This is a genomic window from Companilactobacillus nodensis DSM 19682 = JCM 14932 = NBRC 107160 (genome assembly GCF_000615905.1).
Classification (GTDB): domain Bacteria; phylum Bacillota; class Bacilli; order Lactobacillales; family Lactobacillaceae; genus Companilactobacillus; species Companilactobacillus nodensis.
The window spans coordinates 147,240-164,165 of the sequence record NZ_BAMN01000003.1 but is presented as its reverse complement, the minus strand read 5'-3'; the positions used below and the strand labels follow the sequence as shown (position 1 = coordinate 164,165).

Annotated in this window: 13 protein-coding genes and 1 pseudogene; 6 read left to right on the top strand and 8 right to left on the bottom strand. The window is 33.7% G+C overall.

Going from position 1 to position 16,926, the window contains the following annotated elements:
• Positions 1-79 precede the first annotated feature (79 nt).
• Positions 80-550 carry a NanQ anomerase/TabA/YiaL family protein gene (locus tag JCM14932_RS03355; protein ID WP_025023625.1) on the top strand — a complete coding sequence of 157 codons (471 nt, stop codon included), beginning with the start codon at positions 80-82 and terminating at the stop codon, positions 548-550.
• Between the two features lie 59 nt (positions 551-609).
• Here the strand turns inward: JCM14932_RS03355 and JCM14932_RS03350 are convergent, their stop codons facing one another.
• Positions 610-1,560 carry a restriction endonuclease gene (locus tag JCM14932_RS03350; protein WP_025023624.1) on the bottom strand — a complete coding sequence of 317 codons (951 nt, stop codon included), beginning with the start codon at positions 1,558-1,560 and terminating at the stop codon, positions 610-612.
• Positions 1,561-1,766: 206 nt separating this feature from the next.
• Between JCM14932_RS03350 and JCM14932_RS16240 the strand changes: the two genes are divergently transcribed.
• A complete protein-coding gene (locus JCM14932_RS16240) occupies positions 1,767-3,023 on the top strand; it encodes a restriction endonuclease subunit S (RefSeq protein ID WP_025023623.1) in 1,257 nt (418 codons plus the stop codon).
• 90 nt (positions 3,024-3,113) lie between these two features.
• Positions 3,114-4,040 carry a site-specific integrase gene (locus tag JCM14932_RS03340; protein ID WP_025023622.1) on the top strand — a complete coding sequence of 309 codons (927 nt, stop codon included), beginning with the start codon at positions 3,114-3,116 and terminating at the stop codon, positions 4,038-4,040.
• A 53-nt stretch (positions 4,041-4,093) separates the two neighbouring features.
• On the opposite strand, the gene JCM14932_RS03335 is transcribed toward JCM14932_RS03340, so the two are convergent.
• The 6 genes and pseudogenes from JCM14932_RS03335 to JCM14932_RS03310 form a co-directional block, all read right to left on the bottom strand.
• On the bottom strand, positions 4,094-5,260 hold the full coding sequence (locus tag JCM14932_RS03335) for a restriction endonuclease subunit S (RefSeq protein ID WP_025023621.1): 1,167 nt from the start codon (positions 5,258-5,260) through the stop codon (positions 4,094-4,096).
• On the bottom strand, positions 5,253-6,902 hold the full coding sequence (locus tag JCM14932_RS03330; RefSeq protein WP_025023620.1) for a type I restriction-modification system subunit M: 1,650 nt from the start codon (positions 6,900-6,902) through the stop codon (positions 5,253-5,255). The genes JCM14932_RS03335 and JCM14932_RS03330 overlap by 8 nt, the downstream gene beginning before the upstream one ends.
• Before the next feature lie 8 nt (positions 6,903-6,910).
• Positions 6,911-10,002 (bottom strand): annotated as a pseudogene (locus JCM14932_RS14400) (type I restriction endonuclease subunit R).
• A 181-nt stretch (positions 10,003-10,183) separates the two neighbouring features.
• Positions 10,184-10,921: a hypothetical protein gene (locus JCM14932_RS03320; RefSeq protein WP_025023619.1), complete on the bottom strand. Its 738-nt coding sequence runs from the start codon at positions 10,919-10,921 to the stop codon at positions 10,184-10,186.
• A 125-nt stretch (positions 10,922-11,046) separates the two neighbouring features.
• Positions 11,047-11,685: an SDR family oxidoreductase gene (locus tag JCM14932_RS03315; protein WP_025023618.1), complete on the bottom strand. Its 639-nt coding sequence runs from the start codon at positions 11,683-11,685 to the stop codon at positions 11,047-11,049.
• Positions 11,686-11,825: 140 nt separating this feature from the next.
• Positions 11,826-12,791: a LacI family DNA-binding transcriptional regulator gene (locus JCM14932_RS03310; RefSeq protein WP_025023617.1), complete on the bottom strand. Its 966-nt coding sequence runs from the start codon at positions 12,789-12,791 to the stop codon at positions 11,826-11,828.
• 224 nt (positions 12,792-13,015) lie between these two features.
• Here JCM14932_RS03310 and JCM14932_RS03305 point away from each other — a divergent pair, with 224 nt between their 5' ends.
• From JCM14932_RS03305 to JCM14932_RS03295, 3 genes are read left to right on the top strand one after another with little or no spacing between them, the layout of a single operon-like run.
• Entirely contained in the window at positions 13,016-14,071 is a 1,056-nt protein-coding gene (locus JCM14932_RS03305; protein ID WP_235700510.1) for a Gfo/Idh/MocA family protein, read from the top strand.
• A gap of 19 nt (positions 14,072-14,090) precedes the next feature.
• Positions 14,091-15,041: a GRP family sugar transporter gene (locus JCM14932_RS03300; protein ID WP_025023615.1), complete on the top strand. Its 951-nt coding sequence runs from the start codon at positions 14,091-14,093 to the stop codon at positions 15,039-15,041.
• Between the two features lie 15 nt (positions 15,042-15,056).
• Complete coding sequence (locus tag JCM14932_RS03295) at positions 15,057-15,995, top strand: sugar phosphate isomerase/epimerase family protein (RefSeq protein ID WP_025023614.1); 939 nt, start codon at positions 15,057-15,059, stop codon at positions 15,993-15,995.
• A gap of 56 nt (positions 15,996-16,051) precedes the next feature.
• On the opposite strand, the gene JCM14932_RS03290 is transcribed toward JCM14932_RS03295, so the two are convergent.
• Entirely contained in the window at positions 16,052-16,903 is an 852-nt protein-coding gene (locus JCM14932_RS03290) for a fructosamine kinase family protein (RefSeq protein ID WP_025023613.1), read from the bottom strand.
• Between the last annotated feature and the right edge of the window lie 23 nt (positions 16,904-16,926).

Genomic DNA, 16,926 nt, shown 5'->3' with positions numbered 1-16,926 from the left:
AATAATTAAACTTCATTTTTATGTATACGGTTTCATAAAAATAATAGTCTAATCATAGAAACCTTTAGGAGGCAATAACATGTTCATTTCAAATAAGTCAGATAGCACTGCAACATTTTTGAGCAATATTCCTGCATTAAAACCTGTATTCGATTTTCTAAAAAATACCGATCTTAGTTCTCTCGAACTAGGAAAACACGATATAAGTGCTGGTATCTTTGCTAATGTTCAAGAATATGATACAAAAGAAGAAAAATTAGGACGTTGGGAAAGCCACAAAAAGTATATTGATTTCCAATATATTATTTCTGGTCAAGAAAGAATCAAGACTACAAGCAATTCTAAACTAACTTTGAAAGATGATGAGTTGGACAAAAAAGACGCTCTATATTACGAAAAGTATCAAGGTTCAACTTCATTAATTGAATTACATCAAGATGACTTTGGTGTATTTTTGCCAGAAGATGCTCATGAAGCTTGCTTGAACTTAGATTCTGTTTCTCATGTTAAGAAAGCTGTCATTAAAATCCCATATTCATTATTGTTTTAATTAGAAATTAATAAGCCATCAACTGCACTGATTGCAGGTTGATGGCTTATTTTTATAGTTTAATTTTCAAAAAAGTCTTCATCAATTTCAAACAATTCAAAACTATTTTTAACTTGAATACCAACGTGATACTGAAGCATCAACTCCGTCAATTGAATACCATCAATCAATACAATTGAAAATCCTTTAGCCGTTTCAATAGCATTCTTAGAGAAGCTCGAAGTAGTTATAAAGACACCACGATCAGCATGAATTCGTGATAATGATCCGAAAAACGCATCAATCATAGGACGTTGAACAACATTATCTGAATTATATCTTTTAGCTTGAATATAAATTGTATTCGTACCTAATGCATCTTGGTTGATAACACCGTCGATTCCACCATCGTTAGTACTTTGAGTCACTTTAGAATTACCATTTGGACCACGATATCCCATAGCCACTAATAATTTGACCACTAAGTTTTCGAAGAATCTTGGATCCGATGCTTGTATTCTACTTAATAAGTCTGATGCTACTTGATTATTGTAACTTGTGACTGTTGTAGAAATGTTCTCCGATATATCTTCAAATGATTCCGGAACTTTGTCATTGCTGCTTATATTACTTCTTTCATTTCGTTCCTTTAGTTCCTTCTTATGCTCTTGATACTTAGGCAAATTATGTATCAAAGTAACATCAATGGAATCGGAATCTTCAAGTAAACTCTTACCAAGTTTGGTAATTACATATATTCCACGCCTTGGGCGATCAAAAATACCAGCAGTATAACTTTCACTCAATCCCCAACCTGCTCTATCTTCAATCATATTGTCCATATATGAGGAATCATACGTTGCATTACGCAATTCATCTGGCAATCCTATAGAATCAGCAGCCATTTTTCTCAACTTTTTACCTGAATATTCTTTACCATCGGCAGTTAAATATATTAAAACTGCAACCATCGCATCCCAAGTAGGTAATCCATGTTTCCCCAACTTCATCTTTTTATAATCAAAATCCATATATATTGCCTGCTTTTTTACTTTTAGTATAACAAAATATAATTAATTCATATGTGATTGAAAATAAATAAATCTATAGAACTTTAAAATAGTGTCAAATCATCTTAAATGGGAACATGTTTAGGCAAAATGCCATTTTTAAATTTTATCTAATTTAAAACTCAACATCTATTAAATTAAGATGGTCACCAGTAAATATATGTAATATGAGATTTATAAATAATTATTTTCAATTCATATTCAAGCATGATAATCATTTTATAATAAAATTTAGTACTAATTATTGGGAACTGTGTAAGCTAGGAGAACTAACCACACGGATAACTAGAAAAAACAAAACACTAGAGTCTACACTACCGCTTACTATTTCTGCACAGAATGGGTTAGTTGATCAAAGGACATTCTTTAATAAAAAAGTTGCTAGCCATGACGTTAGTGGTTATTATTTATTAAAGAATGGAGATTTTGCTTATAACAAATCATATTCAAAAGGATACCCATGGGGAACCATTAAACGGTTAGATAAATATGATATGGGAGTGCTATCAACTCTATATATTGTTTTCAAACCCATAAATGTAAATAGTGATTTTTTAGCTAGTTACTACGATTCTTCTTATTGGTATCGTGAAGTATCAATGAATGCCGCTGAAGGTGCAAGAAATCATGGCTTACTTAATATTTCAGCTTCAGACTTCTTTAATACGGAGCTATCTGTACCGAGTAATAATCTAGAACAAATTAAGATCAGTGATTTTTTATTAAAGATAAACATGTTGGTTGATCTTCAACAAGATCAGCTTTCCAGATTTATAAGTCTTAGAAAATCCATTCTACAGAGAACAATTCCTAATAAAGAAGAAGAAGTACCAAAAATAAGATTTACTTATTTTAATGATAATTGGAAACAGTATAAGTTAGAAAATATTTCTAATATTATTGGTGGGGGAACTCCAAGTACATCTAATCCTAAATACTGGAATGGGAATATTGATTGGTACTCCCCTGCAGAAATTGGCAATGATATATATGTACATGGAAGTATAAAGAGGATAACTTCATTAGGCCTGAGTAAAAGCTCAGCACACATGCTTCCCGTTGGTACCATATTATTCACTTCTCGTGCAGGTATTGGAAATACTGCAATACTGGGAAAAGAAGCCGCCACAAATCAAGGCTTTCAATCCATCGTTCCAAATAAAAATGAATTGGACAGTTACTTTATTTTTGCTCGTACCTCAGAATTAAAGAAATATGGCGAAACTAATGGTGCTGGATCTACATTTATAGAAGTATCTGGTAAACAAATGTCTAGAATGCCCATACTTATTCCATCAATTAAGGAGCAAAAAAAAATTGGAAATTTGATTAGTACTTTGGATAATTTGATAAATCTTTATAAAACAAAAATAGAAAAATTAAAATCGTTGAAAAAATACTACCTCCAAAAACTTTTTATCTAAATTTTGAATAATTAAACAATAATAATACATAACTTTCGGATAATAAATAATGACATAAAATTGTCAAAAATATATTCGGAGGTTTTTTCTGTGCCTAAAAAGACATCGACACAATTATTTTATAAATATTATGAGGAATGGATTCACTTATATAAGGTCAATGCAATTAGATCAGTTACCTTAGACAAATATTATATGAGTTTAAAATGGGTAACTAAGTTAGCTCCTAATTTACGTTTAAATGATCTTACTAGGAGAAGTTATCAAGAACTTATTAATGGTTATGGGTTAGAACACGAAAAACAAACTACTAAGGATTTTCATCACCAAGTAAAAGGTGCAATAATGGACGCCCTTGATGAAGGATTGATCAAACAAAATCCAACCCGTAAAATTATCATTAAAGGTAAAAAGCCAAGTGAGAAGAAACCTAAATTTTTGAACGAATATGAATTACAACAGTTAATTAGACAGTTGAATTTAGGGCCTGAAATAAATTGGGACTGGTATATTCTTCTAGTGTCCAAGACCGGTTTGAGATTTGCTGAGGCATTGGCGTTAACACCAAATGATTTTGATTTTACAAAGCAACTTTTAAGTATCGATAAAACTTGGAATTACCGTGCAACAAATGGTGGATTTCAGCCTACTAAAAATCCCTCGTCTGTTAGAAAAGTACAAATGGATTGGCAAATGGCAATGCAATTTTCACAGATGACTAAAGAACTTCCAGAAGACAAACCTATTTTTGTTAAACAACGCATTTTCAACTCTACGATTAACAATCGATTAGCTGTTCTCTGTAAGAATGCCGATATACCCGTTATAACTATTCATGGACTCAGACATACGCATGCATCGTTATTATTATTTGCTGGAGTATCAATTGCAAGTGTTGCGCGAAGACTAGGACATGCTAATATGACTACCACTCAGAATACCTATTTGCATATTATTCAAGAATTAGAAACTCAAGATAGTGAAAAGATAATGTTTCAGATGTCTAAATTGATGTAACAAAATGATCCAAAATAACTGTTTTACAAGTTATTATGGATCATTTTGATTTTTTATATAAATAATTTTTGGAGATAGTACTGTTTGAGCTTTTCTAATTGTAATAATGTTTGTTGTTGAAGATCTATCAACTTATCAATTTTTTCAAGAAAATGACCAAGACTTCTTTGTTCGTTTATTGATGGAATTGAAATATAAGTATTAAGTATATTTTTATTATATAGTCTTTTAATGGTACTTCCTTCTAGGCCTTTCCATTTAACAATAGAATAGAACTGCAGTAAAAATTTATTGTCTAGTCTATCATCATGTTTAAGCCAAACAATATTACTATCTTGAAAATATTCATCCTTACCATCGTATACAATGAATCTGCCAATACTACCGGATGCTGAAATAAGTATATCTCCTACTTTGGGATAAGGATATTTTGATTTATATTCTTTAAACAATTCTTTAGAAATATATGCATCTGCATTACCACCAAATGTACCAATCTTAAAGAAAGGAACATCGCCTATACTGCTAGTTTGATTTTTAAAAATACGTTTATTCATTGCTACAGATCCAAGGTCACCTAATTTACAAAGCTCCCAATTCCCATTAAAATTAGCTAACCTAATCCTAGGAACTTTTCTTCCATTTAAAGGAAAAATTCTTTGTAGTAAGTTTTTACGAAGCCTTTTATAAATCAATAATTGAGACTGTTGAAGAGTAATCAGATTATCAACGGTATTTAGAAAGACACTTATTTTTTTCTGTTCATTTTTTGATGGTAATAAACTATTAGCATTCTTGATATCTTCTGAATTTATAGATTCAAATGTTGAGCCAGTGCTCAATTTCCTCCAATAATTAAACAACTTCATCCTTACAAGAATATGATAGATAAAATCCGTTCCACTGATCCCTGCAACGCCTCTCCCTAGAACAACAGCAAAATCTGTTTTAGCAACATCTCCTACAGGTGCACGCACACTAAGTATAAAACTACCCTTCTTAGCAGCTTTTGTAACCTGTGTTGTCCATACTCGAGGTAATACTTTGCCATTTTTAATATCAGCATTTCCTTGAACTAATATATGATCGTTAGGGTTATTAGTATAATTGCTCGAACTTGGCGATTGTCCCATGATGATAGAGGCAACTTCATCTAGCGTGCGTTGTTCCCAATCATCAGTAAACCCCTTAAACCGCACCTCAGGTACACGTTTATCCATTGTGTTTCACCTCGTCATCCAACATAGAAATGAAATCATTAAGGTCATTTTGAATCTTTTCATCAGAAGAAGTGAGTTCTTTCATCATTGAAAGTAACTCCTTTTTATTTTCTTCAATTTTTTTATTATTTTCTTTTATTTCTTTTGTTATATCTCCTAAATCAATTTCTGGTTCAGGTTCAAAAGTATCTACATATCTCGGTATATTCAAATTAAAGTCATTTTCTTGAATTTGATCCATATTTGCAACATGTGCATATTTATCTACATCTTTTCGATCGTTATAAGTATTAATAATTTTATCAATATCTTCTGGACGAAGGAGATTTTGATTTTTACCTTTTTCAAAATCATTACTTGCGTCAATAAATAAAACATTTTTGTTAATTTTATTCTTCTTCAAAACCATAACAACAGTAGGAATGCCGGTTGAATAGAACAATCCTGCAGGTAATCCGATAATTGTATCAATTTGATTTTTCTCTAAAAGTGCACGACGGATCTTCTCTTCTTTGGCACCACGGAATAAAACGCCATGAGGCAAGACAATTGCCATTGTTCCCTTAGAACTCAGATGATACAAACCGTGTAATAAGAATGAATAATCTGCCTTCGTTTTAGGAGCCAATCCACCGTAATCCTTAAAACGAGGATCTTTCATTTTATTATCATTATTATCCCAATGCGCTGAGTATGGAGGATTGGCGACTACCATATCAAAGCTGCGTGGATGATCAACACCTTGTGAATCTATTCCATCAGGCCAGTCACTCTCCAAAGTGTCAGCATTTCTTAAGTCCATGTTCATGTATGAAACATCATGCATCATTAAGTTCATACGAGCCAAGTTATATGTTGTTGTATTCAATTCTTGTCCATAATAGAACAAACGACGATTTTTGATTTGTTCCTGAACGGTTAATAGTAATGATCCTGACCCACAGGCAAAATCATATACACTTGGTTTTGTTTCTTCTGGATCTAAACTTTGAACTACTAATTTAGCCAACACTTCTGAAACTTGGTGAGGTGTATAGAACTCTCCTGCTTTTTTACCCGAATTACCAGCAAATTCAGCAATTAAGAATTCATAAATATCACCCAGAATATCGTGACCATCATCATCTTTATACTGAATCTCATCAACCAAATTAACAATTTCAGTCAACGCCTTAGCACGTGCAGCAGTCGTTTGACCCAAACGTGAATTGATGAGGTTCATATCTGCGAAGACACCATGGAAGTCTTGTTTAGCATTAGTATTCAAATCAACATTATGATTGAAATCATCTAACATATCTTGAAAATCTGATGGTGCAATAGAATTATCATTTACTTTATCAACAATTGTTTGCCAAGTATATTGCGGTGCAATCGCGTATCCCAATGAATCGGCTAAATCTTCAAGATAATCGTTTAAGTCATCCCCACCAGCTTGCTCTGTATAGGCATCATTAACGCTTTGTCCATCAGCAATATCCAATAGATCATTTTGAACCATACGTTGTTCTTGGTGTTCTGACAAATAACGATAGAATATGAACCCCAAAATATAATTTCTATATTCACTTGCATCCATATTACTACGAAGTCCATTAGCCATATCCCATATTTGACTAGTAATTTCCTGTGCTTTACTCATAATTTCTCCTAATATTTATCAACCATTTTATCGGCAAATTTTTTAAAACTTCTTCTCAAATGAGTTCTGTATTTAATTCTTGATAATTCTCTTACCTCTTCTTCATCAGCATCCGTGCGATAAACGACCGTTCCTTCTTTGACAATTTCATCCAGAATACCGTTTATATTAAGGTCATCAGCTGACTTAACGTGATTTTCAATAATCTTATTAATTTCTTGTGAGGAATCAATATCAGCTAATCCCCACATCTTCTTATAATCAAAAATATCATTTCTTTGACGCATATCATTATGACATGAAACTAAATCTTTAATATCCTTCTGTTTAACAGGATACTCACCATATTTAACAATTCCTTGTAAGACGTCGGCAGCAAATTGAATGATTTGCTCAGCGTATTTACGATCATCAACTTTATCAGAAATCGTCTTAATTTCTTTAGCCGTCTTATTCGCTGAATCAATATCTTGATCATGATATTGATTCATCAAGTCAGCAATTAATTCTTCTAAGTAATCATAGTTCACACGTATTGCTTTGACATGCTCCATTTTAAGATCAATCTGTGATACATCAACATTATGTATCACACTTATTTTATTTTTAATTTCATTGGTTAATGTAGTTGTAAGAACTTCCTCAGTATCTATATCTATTCCAACCTCATTCAATAGCTTCTCAGGATGCTCATCGTCATATTTGTCATCTTGTTTAATCATGGCCATTAGATGATTGTATTTTCTTAAGGTAGAATACATTTCTTCAACTTTATTAGGATTAGTAATATCTGGTGTCCTTGTAAAGTCATCTGAGTAATCTGCAAGTTGATCGACAACTTGTTTAAGGTCACCCTTAACCTCTTCATAAGGCTTAGTTATTATTTCATCTGACGGATCCAACATTTCTGTTTGAATATTTGCCGAATCACGATTAGCATAAACTGCCAGAGCCTTCTTCATTAAGTCTTCAGTATGATGTGGCCAACGGTAATTCACTATACGACCAAAGGGCTTAGTTTGCATATCATAGACACGGTTTGTTCTGGAGTAGCTTGAATTAATGCCGCTCCTTGTAGAGTACGATCAACATACAAAGTATTCATTTGTGGTGCATTGAATCCTGTTAGAAGTTGATCGACAACAATAACAATGTCGAAATATTTACCATCATCAATTGTTCTATTTAGTCTTGAAACAACCTGCGCTGTATATTCCTTGACCTGCGTGTCATCAAAGCTAGTTCCAAATTCCTTATTATAGTCATTCATTACATCACGCAAATTATCATTATTCTTTAACTGTTTATCGCTATTGGATGTATCTTGACTAAATGTAATTCCAACTTTTAATGGATTATCTAATTTCTTATTTCTTTTTTTGAACTCGTTATAATACATCATTGCCATTGGTGTAGATGCTTTACCACCACCAACGTGAGTTGTAAATAATGCATTATATTCACCATGACGTGAACGTTTATTCCAATTTTTAATAATGTCATTAACTACTAACTCTACATGCTTAGAATTCTCATCATAAACAGACGGCTTGATCGTATCATCCATGTCTTCATCAGCCATATTATCAATCTTAGTTTCAATATCTTCTTCAGACATTTTTGGATAGCGCATTTTGAAATGTTCTGGCAAATATTGATCACGCAAAACCGAATCAGATAACGTTGTTTCAAAGTCGACCTTGAAGCCCAGTACATTTCCGTCAGCAATAGCATCACGAATAGTATAAGCATGTATTAAATCACCAAAAATTTCACTGGTAGTTGGATGTGTTTCAAAAACGGGTGTCCCGGTGTAACCAATCCATGCTGACTTTCTAAATCCACTCTTGATACGTTTTAACATATCCCCAGATGTTGAACGATGGGCTTCATCAACAATGAAGACAATATTCTTATCAATACGCTTAAAGTTTTTATCCCGAACCATGGAGTCCATCTTTTGAGTTGAAGTAACGATAATTCCATTACCTTTTTTATTCAATTTACGTTCCAGAACCCAACGATTAGCGGTATCTGTAACAACACCATTATTACCGTCCTCAGTATTTTCAGGATCGTATGCCTTATACTCATCGACTGTTTGATTAGTCAAAGCAACACGGTCAACTAAAAACACAACCTTATCTACATTGGGCAACCTTGAAGCTAGCCAGGCTGCCTTAAATGAACTGATGGTTTTTCCAGAGCCAGTAGTATGCCATACATATCCAGCACCTTGATCATCAATCCCAAACATATGTTGACGTAATTTTCTGATAACTCTTTGTGTCGCATAAACTTGATAAGGACGCATAACTTTAATCATTTGGTGCCTAGGAGTTCCATCAAGAATCATATAGTTGGTTGCCATTTGGTGTGACATTGGAATGGATAACATGCTATTAGCGAACTCTTTCCAATCAAATACTGGTTTATTATCATCAGCCTTCTGCCAACGGAAAGCAAAATCAGTATTGAAACTATCTCCAGTAGAATTTGCCATATATCGGCTATCATGTGGCGTTATAGCAACTAATATTTGAAGAGTCGAAAAAATATCTGAATATTGATTTTCTTCTATATATTGATGCATTTGATTAAGTGCTTCTTTTGCATCATGTCCATCGGCTTTTTCTTCAATCTGAATTATAGGAAGACCATTAATCAATAATGTCGTATCAAAACGTCGATTTTTATGACCAGGAATAATTGCCGGACGTTCAATTTGATTTACAATTTGATAAATTGTATCTCCTGCACCGATATTATCTTGATCAAAAATTTTTAAATAAACATGTTTACCATCATCTCGATCAATCTCTACTTGAGCAATCCCATTCATGCCGTACAGAAATTGACCTGCCAGGTACGGAGTAGCTAATCGACGAATTATCGTTTTTATTTGATTAAATTCAGCGTTTGAAAGTGGATAATCAAGTCTATCCTGATTGTGCTGTTCGATAATACTTTTAAAATTTTTCCATAAATCATCGGTGGTTTTTATGTCAGGAAGGTAATCCCACTGCTTAGTACCACCTAGATTTACTAAATAATTAATTAATTTGTCTTCAAACTCTAACTCATTGACTTCTCTCCCCATGACATCCTCCCGATAACCATAATTAAAGAAAAATAAATTGTTATACTGCCCCTGTTAAACAGTTTTAGTTTATTTGTATTCCCATACATTTTATCAGATAACAAGCGTCGCAGATAAAATGTATCAATATAAAGAGAAATAAAAAAAATGCTACCATAAACAATTTGATAGCGGCCCTTTATCATTCAACAACCAATATAAGTTCACCAAAATATTCCCTAAACCAACGAACAATCCAATCAACATTTCCAACCCCACAAACCAGAAAAACAATATGAACAATATCAGAATGAAAATCAACATAACCATGAATCATTTCATACAAGTCAACTGATCCAACTGGATCGTCAGCGACATATCTATCCAAAGAATTCAAACTACTATCTGACGCTCCAATATCAGACAAAATATTTCGAATATCATCCACATAATCAGAGCAATCGTCCATAACGTCAATCCAACGTTCACCAGTAATATCACCAAATCTGGCTTCAAAAGCATCATAAATATACTGACCTTGATTAATCAGTTCCAATTCCATCTTAGCAATCCAAACATTGATACCACACAATCCCATTTTTTTATAAAGGCCCCGTATAAATGACTCAAAAACTTCACTTTTAGAATCTCCTAGCAATTCACAACTAACTGCTAAATTCTTATTAAAGTAAAGATTACGAAGCATGAACTCCAAATCCTCATCATCTTTACTATGAAGGAAAGTTTTTTTCTCCAATAAATCTGACAGCAGACGGTAATATTCAACTTTGTCTTGATTATTCATCCCTACAACTTGAAAACCCGACTCACCGGAATGTTTGAACTTAGCATATTCATTTACAAATCGTCTCAAATTATCAATAGTCTTTTCATTCACAACATATTCTTGGGGATTTCGTTTTATTTTTACGTCTGGCATTATTTGACCTCGCTCATAATTTATATATTTTACAAGCTAATTATAGCAAAAATACATATTATTTTACTTGTTAAGACAAAAAATAAGTACACCCTGACAGATGTACTCTTTTAACACGCTCTAATCTAATACCAAGCAGGCTTATCCCCATCAGTACCAGGTTTATCAACACCAACTGACTCGCGGTTAAACTTATCAGGTGCTTGTGTAATATCAACAACTAATTGAGCAACTGACTTACGAGAAACTTCTGTACCCTTGAAGGCTTCACCTTTTTGAGTAGTTTCATAATCAACTTCATCTTTGTCAGTCAACCAAGCTGGACGGACGATCGTATATTCCAAATCTGAATCTTCAATAACCTTTGCGGCAGCAGCGTATGTTGTGATATAGCTACCAAGTGTACTGTTGTTCCACTCACCAAATTTGCCGGGAACTTCATCATAGATTCCTAGTGTTGAAATCCAAATTAAACGTTTCACTCCAGCTGAATGCATAGCCTCTACAACTGATTTAGCTTGATCTTCAATATTTCCACCAGCTAGATTAGCGTAAACAGTGTCAACATCTTTCATGGATGCAACCAATTTTTCTGTATCTGTAGTATCCCCACCGACAACTTCAACTAATCTATTATCAATATCTTGTAATCTTTCTGGACGTCTCAAGAACAATCTCAAACTATCGTTAGTTGAATCCAAATATATTTGCGTTGCTCTACGGGCAATCTTACCATTGGCGCCAAGTACTAATACTCTAGTCATATTCGTATCTCCCTCTATTTTTCTCTACAGTCACACTATAGTTTAGAGTGAGATTTTTTACAAAAATAGCTTCTCGTAAAATTAATGTAGACATAAAAATGATAATTATATTTGTGATACCACTTAATCGCCATGCATCTTTACGTGGTCTCTCTAACAATAAGTTCGGTTTTCAAAAACAAATGATTCTTTTTTTGATTACTTTTTCTTAATAATTCTATTGCTGAATAACCTTCTTGAAATTTTGGCTGATTAATAGTTGTCAGCGAAGGGCTAATTATTTTTGAAATTATAGTGTTATCAAATCCAATAACTGAAATATCCTCAGGTATTTTAAAATTATACTTTCTAGCAGCAGAGATAACCGCTGCGCCAAGCGTATCTGATACACAAAAAAATGCATTTGGTCTGTTTACAGAATTAAGCATCTGAGAAACGATTGGATAAGCTATGTCATAGTTTATTGCCGGTAATGAAATATTCCACTCCTCATTAAACTTCAAATTACCCTTAGCCAAAGCCATTTTAAATCCACGTTCTCTTTCATTCGAATATTTAAAATTATGTGGTCCATTGAGAATGGCAAGCTTATTTTTTCCAGATGCAATTAACTGTTCAGTTGCTAATTTTGCAGCGGCACAATCATCAATAGAAACAGCAGGTAAATTCGATTCCATATTATACTCACAGCATTGAACAACCCGAGTATGTTTTGACAAAATATTAAGAAGTTTTGTAGATAACTGATTGAGCAAAACAATTCCATATACATTTAATTCATCCAAACTTTCTATAAAATCATCAATTGATTCAATATTAATTTCTGTTTGGTCAATCAATAACTTAAAACCTGATGCGTTCGATGCTGCTTTGGTCCCTTCAAGAATTTCAGTATAAAACAGATTTGATAACTCCGGTACGTTAACAATAATTAGATCTTTTTTTGATTCATCCATTCTCTTTCTAAATTTTAAACTATCAATAGCTTCATCTACTCTTTGTGCTGTATCAACGCTCACCTCTGAACGATGATTTAGTACTCTTGATACGGTTGAAGGAGAAACGTGAGCCTTTTTAGCAACCTCATAAGCATTAACTTTTACCAATTGATCTACTCCCAATTCAATAAAATATTTCAATAAATTTCAATAATTAGCAATATCATAACATTGTGAAAAAATAATGCAATTGGTCGTAATTCAGTATTTGCAACACACAATTGTATAAATCACCTTATGAAATATTTCATTATTTGAAATATCGATTGAAATGTAAGCGCTTATAAAATATTATGATCCTTGTTAAGAAAACATGATTGGGAGGAATAGAATTGGACAACAAACAGATTAACATTGGAATTATAGGATGTGGACGAATTGCACAGACAAGACACATACCTGAATACGCTTCAAACAAAAATGCAAACATCCTAGGATATTTTGATTTCAACAAGCAACGTGCTGAAGAAATTGCCAAAGAGTATGGCGGCAAAGTATACGAAAGTGTTGAAGATATGCTATCAGATAATGATATAGATGCTGTTAGCGTATGTGTTACTAATTCTGCACACGCAAGCATTTCAATTCAAGCCTTAAATGCGGGAAAGAATGTGCTTTGTGAAAAACCAATGGCAACTAGCCTTGAAGATAGTGAAGCCATGGTTTTGGCAGCCAAAAAGAACCATAAGCTTCTGATGATTGATCAAAATCAACGTTTTGCCAAAGCTCACGTCCGCGCAAAAGAACTTCTTGATAAGGATACAATTGGAAAAGTTTTAACATTCAAATCAACCTTTGGTCATGGTGGTCCGGAAACATGGAGTGTCGACGGAGGACCTAACACATGGTTCTTTGATAAGAATAAATCTAAATATGGTTCAATCTTTGACCTTGGTGTTCACAAAATCGATCTAGTTCAATATTTATTGGATAGTACTGTAAATAATGTTTCAGCTAGATTAACAACATTAGACAAAAGAAATTCCACAGGAAATCTCATCGGTGTGGATGACAATGCCATCAGTATCTATGAACTAAATAACGGAATTATCGGAACTGTAACATCTAGCTGGACATATTATGGTGAAGAAGATAATTCGACTATTATCTATGGTTCAAAAGGAATTATGAAAATTTATGATGATCCAACCTACTCCATCGTAGTTATTAAGAAAAATGGAGAGAGAATTCTTTATGATATAGATCAAATACAAACAAATGATAATCAAACTAAATCAGGAGTTATGGATGAGTTCATCAACTCATTGATTGAAAAACGGACTCCTAAATCTGACGCTGAATCTGTAATCAATTCAATGAGAGCAGTATTTGCAAGTATCGAATCGAATGAAACGGGAAAAAGAGTCTCAATCAGTGAAAAAAAATAAAAGCTTGGGGGATAGATAAATGGCTATATTAATTGCGCTCATACCGTCGCTTTGCTGGGGTTCAATTGGACTATTATCAACAAAGTTTGGAGGTAACTCTTCTCAACAAACGTTAGGATTAACCTTTGGGGGATTACTTTTTGGAATATTAACATACTTATTTTGGGTACTACCACATGGTTATTTAATGGATAGTAAAATTATTATTATTGGTCTTATCTCCGGTGTTTTATGGACTGTTGGTCAAGGACTACAATTTGTTGCAATCAAGTCAATGGGAGTTTCTCGTGCAGTTCCCCTATCGATGACCAGTCAAATTGTTGGTAATGCATTGTTAGGAGCTGCTGTACTAGGAGAATGGCAAAATGCCCAAACATGGACTGCTGGTATTATAGGAATTATTTTAATCGTTATCGGTGCTACTTGGATACAAACAAAGGATAAAACTAACAAAGCATCTGAAAAAAGCAATTCATTAAGTGGTTATATACCACTAACCTTCTCAACTTTGGGATTCATGGGATATTTTATTGCTCCAAAGCTACTACAACGTTGGTTGAATGTCTCTAGCTCAGTCATCAGTGCTGATCATGGCGTACAATATATGATTTCAATTATCTTCCCACAATCAATCGGAATGGTAATCGGTGGTTTCTTATTCGTATATCTTATTTCTCATGAAACAAAGAATATGATTAATGTATCAACATGGAAAAATAGTATTACAGGTTTTGTTTGGGCTATTGGAAATGTGGCTCTGTTCGTTTCAATTGCTAATCCAAATCTTGGACAAGCAGTATCTTCAACATTGAGCTCACTTGGATTCATCGTAGGTGCTTTCGGTGGCATTTATATACTTCACGAAAAAAAGACAAGTCACCAAATGAGATTGATAACTGCCGGAACACTTATAGCCGTATTAGGCGCAGTTGTTATGAGTAACTTGAGTTACTTTGCACAAATAATTTAGAAGAGGTAAAAAATTATGAAATTTGGTTTTCTAACTGGTTGTCTTCAAAATATGACTTTGGAAGAGAAAATGGCATATGCACATAAAGTGGGATTCACAGCACTAGACGTATCATGCTGGCCTAGACAAAATACTCGTGATTTCTCCGGTAGTGATATTGACGTGGAGAATTTAACAGATGAAGATGTAACAAATATTAAAAATAATCAAAAAAAGTATAATATAACATTCTCCAGTTTAGCTTATTACGATAACATGCTTGATCCTGATGAAACAACAAGAAACGCATACGCAAAACACTTGGAAGCAGTTATTAAAGCTGCATCGCGCTTAGGAACACCTTTGGTGGGATGCTTTGTTGGTAAAGATCAAACAAGGTCTTTGACAGAAAACTTTGATGAATACGAAAAAATATTCACACACTTTGTCACATTAGCTGAAGAAAATAATGTTAAGTTGATGATTGAAAATTGTCCTATGCCTGGATGGGAAAAAGACGGATTGCCAGGTACAATTTCTTATTCTCCAGAGCTTTGGGATGAGATGTTTAAGAGAATTCCAAGTAAGAGTATTGGATTAAATTTTGATCCATCACATCTAGATTGGTTACACATTGATTATCTACAAGCTCTTCGCGACTATAAAGATAGAATCCTACACATAGATGCCAAAGATATGATTGTTGATGAAAATAAATTTTCATATTATGGAATCTATGGTAAAAAGCTCAATAGAACACAGCCAGAAGATTTAGGATTCTGGACACCTGTAATTCCAGGATTAGGTGACATTAACTGGTCTCAATTTTATAACGTAATGAAAGAGATTGGTTTTGACGATTGCTTCAGTATCGAACATGAAGATAGAAGATTTGCAGCAAATAATGCAGAAGTTGAAAAAGGACTAGAATTTTCATACAACCATTTGAATCCTATCATTCATGATTTCAAATAAAACAACTCAAACAACGAGATAATTCTTTAACCAAGAATTATCTCGTTGTTTTATTTCTAATAATCAATACTCTTCCGCATAGAATTCTCCAAACTAGGACCATAACCCTCGCCAAACAAATTCAAGTGTGCTAACAAATAATAAGTCTGATACCAAGGAATACGTTCTTCCCATCCCGACTCTAATGGATACTCTTGGGCATATCCGAGGTAGAACTCACGACCGAAACCACCGAATAACAAGGTCATCGCCAAGTCCATTTCACGGTTGCCATAGAAGACATCAGGGTCAAACAATATCGGTGTACCATCAGCTTGATAGCCAACGTTGCCACTCCAAAGGTCCCCGTGCATTAAGCTTGGAACTACTTCATGATTTTGGTAATAATCGAGTATTTTATCCTCCAACTGGACCATCAAGTCTTCACGATATTGATTCCAATAGAACTTACTCTTAACTTCTTTGACCAACACTTCCAGACGCTGGTTAACATAGAATTCACCCCAGTTGTCTTGCCACGTATTGATCTTCGGGTTCTTGGCATTCAAAATATTATGATCCAAACCAAATTGTTTATTATGCTTCTCGTGCATCTTGGCGACCATCTGCCCCAATTCCATGTCGTGACCTTCACCAAAATCAACGTAGTTCATTAACAGATAACCGCTATTACCAAAGTCACCCGACTTCAATGGCTGCGGAGTATTCGCCACTGAACCGATCAACTTTAATCCCTCTATTTCGTGATCAAAAAATGAACCATTATTGTCTGATTGAACTTTCAAAAAGTATTTTTGCTGCGGAGTAGTTATGGAAAAACTTTGATTGATATCTCCTCCTGATACAGATTGACAATCTGTCACATTGGCCAGTCCTAACTGGTCAAACCATTCTTGATTTAATTCCATCTTTGTTTGTCCTTTCCACAAAT

Bases quoted from the DNA above. Each gene is read 5' to 3' on its own strand.
- JCM14932_RS03355 (WP_025023625.1), top strand. From the start codon at position 80: ATGTTCATTTCAAATAAGTCAGATAGCACTGCAACATTTTTGAGCAAT.
- JCM14932_RS03350 (WP_025023624.1), bottom strand. From the start codon at position 1,560: ATGGATTTTGATTATAAAAAGATGAAGTTGGGGAAACATGGATTACCT.
- JCM14932_RS16240 (WP_025023623.1), top strand. From the start codon at position 1,767: ATGAGATTTATAAATAATTATTTTCAATTCATATTCAAGCATGATAAT.
- JCM14932_RS03335 (WP_025023621.1), bottom strand. From the start codon at position 5,260: ATGGATAAACGTGTACCTGAGGTGCGGTTTAAGGGGTTTACTGATGAT.
- JCM14932_RS03330 (WP_025023620.1), bottom strand. From the start codon at position 6,902: ATGAGTAAAGCACAGGAAATTACTAGTCAAATATGGGATATGGCTAAT.
- JCM14932_RS03320 (WP_025023619.1), bottom strand. From the start codon at position 10,921: ATGCCAGACGTAAAAATAAAACGAAATCCCCAAGAATATGTTGTGAAT.
- JCM14932_RS03315 (WP_025023618.1), bottom strand. From the start codon at position 11,685: ATGACTAGAGTATTAGTACTTGGCGCCAATGGTAAGATTGCCCGTAGA.
- JCM14932_RS03300 (WP_025023615.1), top strand. From the start codon at position 14,091: ATGGCTATATTAATTGCGCTCATACCGTCGCTTTGCTGGGGTTCAATT.
- JCM14932_RS03295 (WP_025023614.1), top strand. From the start codon at position 15,057: ATGAAATTTGGTTTTCTAACTGGTTGTCTTCAAAATATGACTTTGGAA.
- JCM14932_RS03290 (WP_025023613.1), bottom strand. From the start codon at position 16,903: ATGGAATTAAATCAAGAATGGTTTGACCAGTTAGGACTGGCCAATGTG.